The sequence below is a fragment of the Corynebacterium sp. genome (assembly GCF_012837295.1).
Taxonomy (GTDB): Bacteria; Actinomycetota; Actinomycetes; order Mycobacteriales; family Mycobacteriaceae; genus Corynebacterium.
This window is the reverse complement of the sequence record NZ_DURI01000333.1, coordinates 1-2,743: the sequence shown is the minus strand read 5'-3', so window position 1 is coordinate 2,743 and position 2,743 is coordinate 1. Positions and strand designations below refer to the sequence as shown.

The following is a 2,743-nucleotide window of genomic DNA, read 5'->3' as shown; positions in this document are numbered from 1 at the left end:
CTTGCAGATACTCACGTTTGAGCGTAGGTATCTGCACGGAACGCAGGTGTTTGGGGCGCGAGAATCGGGGACTACACGATGCCCAGGCCCAAGGTCAGCGGGATGAGCACGGCGAGCACGGCCAGCGGCACGATGACCGTCACCATGAAGATGTCCTTGTAGGACTGGCGGTGGGTGAGGCCGCAGACGAGGAGCATCGTCAGCACCGCACCATTGTGCGGCAGGGAGTCGAAGCTCACCGATGCCATGGCGGTCAGTCGGTGCATGAGCTCCATGTCGATGCCACCGGCGGCGGCCATCTGCTGAAGATCCTCGCCGAAGGTCGACAGGGTGATGCTCAAACCGCCCGACGACGAACCGGTGATGCCGGAAATGACGCCGGTGGACAGGATCGACACGACGAGGGCGTTTTCGCTCACGGAGAAGATCCCGTCGCGCAGCACCGCGAACACAGCCAGCGAGGCGATCACGGCGCCGTATCCGACCTCGGACGCGGTGGTGAAGGCGGGGAGGATGGCCGTCTTGGCGCCGTCGGAAAGCCCCGTCACGTAGTCCTTCGCCTTGCGCGGATTGAGGGCGAAGATGAGCAGGATCGCGGTGACCAGCGCCACCGTCACCGACCACACGCCGATGACCGCGCTGAGCTCGACGCCGCCGAACTTCTCCTCGGCGAGGTAGTCGAAGTTCATCATGTCGGCGAAGACGTAGGTGAACAGGTAGTTCATCACGATCACGACGAGGATCGGCAGGAAACCGATCAGGCCGCGGGCGACGGGATTCTGCAGTCGCTCGCCCTCGTGGGTGAGCACCGGCGACGTTTCACCGTGACCAAGCGCGTCCGGGTTGACGCCCACGGACTCGGCCTCGGACGTGCTGCCGTGACCTTCAAGGTCGTGGAAATCATGCTTCGGATCCGGGGCCGGTTCGAAAACTTCGCCGGCGGCCTTGAGCTTGCGCACGCGGTACTCGAGCCACAGCATGCCCAGCGCGAAGGTCAGCGCGGCGCCGATCAAGCCGGCGATGGGAGCGGCGTACGTGGTGGTGCCGAAGTACTTGGTGGGGATGGCGTTGTGCACCTGGGGGCTGCCGGGAAGGGCGGCCAGCGCGAACGTGATCGTGCCCAGGGCCAGCGCGCCGGGCATGAGACGCTTGGGGATCCCGGCCTCCTTGAACAGGGCCACGGCGATCGGGACGATGGTGAACGCGACGACCCAGGCGGACACGCCGCCGTAGGTCAACAGCGCCGTGGCCAGCACCGTCGACAGCAGCGCGCGCTTCGGGCCGAGCAACCTGGAGATGCCGGTGGCCAGGTCCTGGGCCAGGCCGCTGATGGTCATCAGGTGGCCGAAGATCGCGCCCGACATGAACAGCGGGAAGAAGCTGATGATGAACCCGCCGAGCGCGGGCATGAAGATCTGCGTGTACGTCGCCAGCAGCGGCGCCCCCGACAGCACGGCGGCGAGCAGCGCGGCAAGCGGGGCGACGACCACTACTGAGTGGCCGCGGTAGGCGAAGAAGATGAGGAAGGCGAGCGACAGGAAAATGCCGAACAGCGCGAGGGCCATGAGACCTCCTGGATGAAGAACGGAGACGGGCGGGGGGACGGAGGAGCGAAAAAGGAAGGGGAGGGGCGCCGGTCGTGCGTGCGGCACGTCCGGCGCCCTGGGTGGAGCGGTCGCGGCGAGGGTCAGTCGCGCAGGGTGTTGATGATCGCGGAGAAGTCCAGGTGTGCGTTGCCGGCGTCGGCGAATTCGCGGAACTTCTCGGCGGCGGTGCGACCGAGCGGGGCGGAGGCCCCGGTGGAGTCGAGCGCGCCCATGGCCAGGCCGAGGTCCTTGACCATCAGCGCCGTGGCGAAACCGGGCTTGAAATCGTTGTTCGCCGGCGACGTGGGCACGGGCCCCGCGACGGGGCAGTTCACGGTCAGCGCCCAGCACGCGCCGGTCGAGTTCGACACCACGGAGTGGAACGATTCGGCCGACAGCCCCAGCTTTTCGCCGAGGACCATGGCCTCGCCGATCGCCAGCTGATGAATTGCCAGCACCATGTTGTTGCACACCTTGGCGGCCTGCCCAGCGCCGACGGGTCCGCAGTGGGTGACGGCGCGGCCCATCACGTCGAAAAGCGGGGTTGCACGGGCCACGTCCGACCCGTCGCCGCCGACCATGAAGGCCAAGGTGCCGGCTGCGGCGCCCGCGACCCCGCCGGAGACCGGCGCGTCGATGAACGCGGACCCGGCGCCGGCGACGGTGCTGTGAATGGACTTGGCGTCGTCGACGGAGATCGTCGAGCAGTCCACGAACAGGGTGCCCGGCTTGACGACGGCCAGCGCCTCCGTGACCACCGCATCGACCAGAGAGCCATTGGGAAGCATTGAGATGACGGTGTCCGCGCCATCCACCGCCGCAGCGGCGGAATCGAAGGTCTCGATCCCCGCTTCGCGGGCGGCGGCCAGCGCCTCGGCGCCGACGTCGAAACCGTGGACGGAGTAGCCAGAGGCGGCGAGGTTCGCGGCCATCGGCCCGCCCATGTTGCCCAGGCCGATGAAGGCGATGGTGGAGTTGTTGTCGGTCATCGTCGAGCCCCTAATCCATGATCGGCATGGAGAAGTCGGCACCGGTGGCGACGCCGTCGGGCCAGCGCTGGGTGACCGTCTTCGTGCGCGTGTAGAAGCGGAACGAGTCCGGGCCGTGCTGGTTCAGGTCGCCGAAACCGGAGGCCTTCCAGCCGCCGAAGGTGTGGT

General features: G+C 67.4%; 2 protein-coding genes and 1 pseudogene. All 3 read right to left on the bottom strand.

Annotation, left to right across the window (positions count from 1 at the left end):
• Positions 1–71 precede the first annotated feature (71 nt).
• Positions 72–1,565 (bottom strand): GntP family permease, encoded by a 1,494-nt coding sequence (locus GX015_RS11020; protein WP_291345139.1) that lies wholly within the window; start codon positions 1,563–1,565, stop codon positions 72–74.
• A 122-nt stretch (positions 1,566–1,687) separates the two neighbouring features.
• Positions 1,688–2,575: a 3-hydroxyisobutyrate dehydrogenase gene (gene mmsB, locus GX015_RS11015; RefSeq protein WP_291345136.1), complete on the bottom strand. Its 888-nt coding sequence runs from the start codon at positions 2,573–2,575 to the stop codon at positions 1,688–1,690.
• A 10-nt stretch (positions 2,576–2,585) separates the two neighbouring features.
• Positions 2,586–2,743 (bottom strand): annotated as a pseudogene (locus tag GX015_RS11010) (methylmalonate-semialdehyde dehydrogenase (CoA acylating)); the annotation flags it as partial.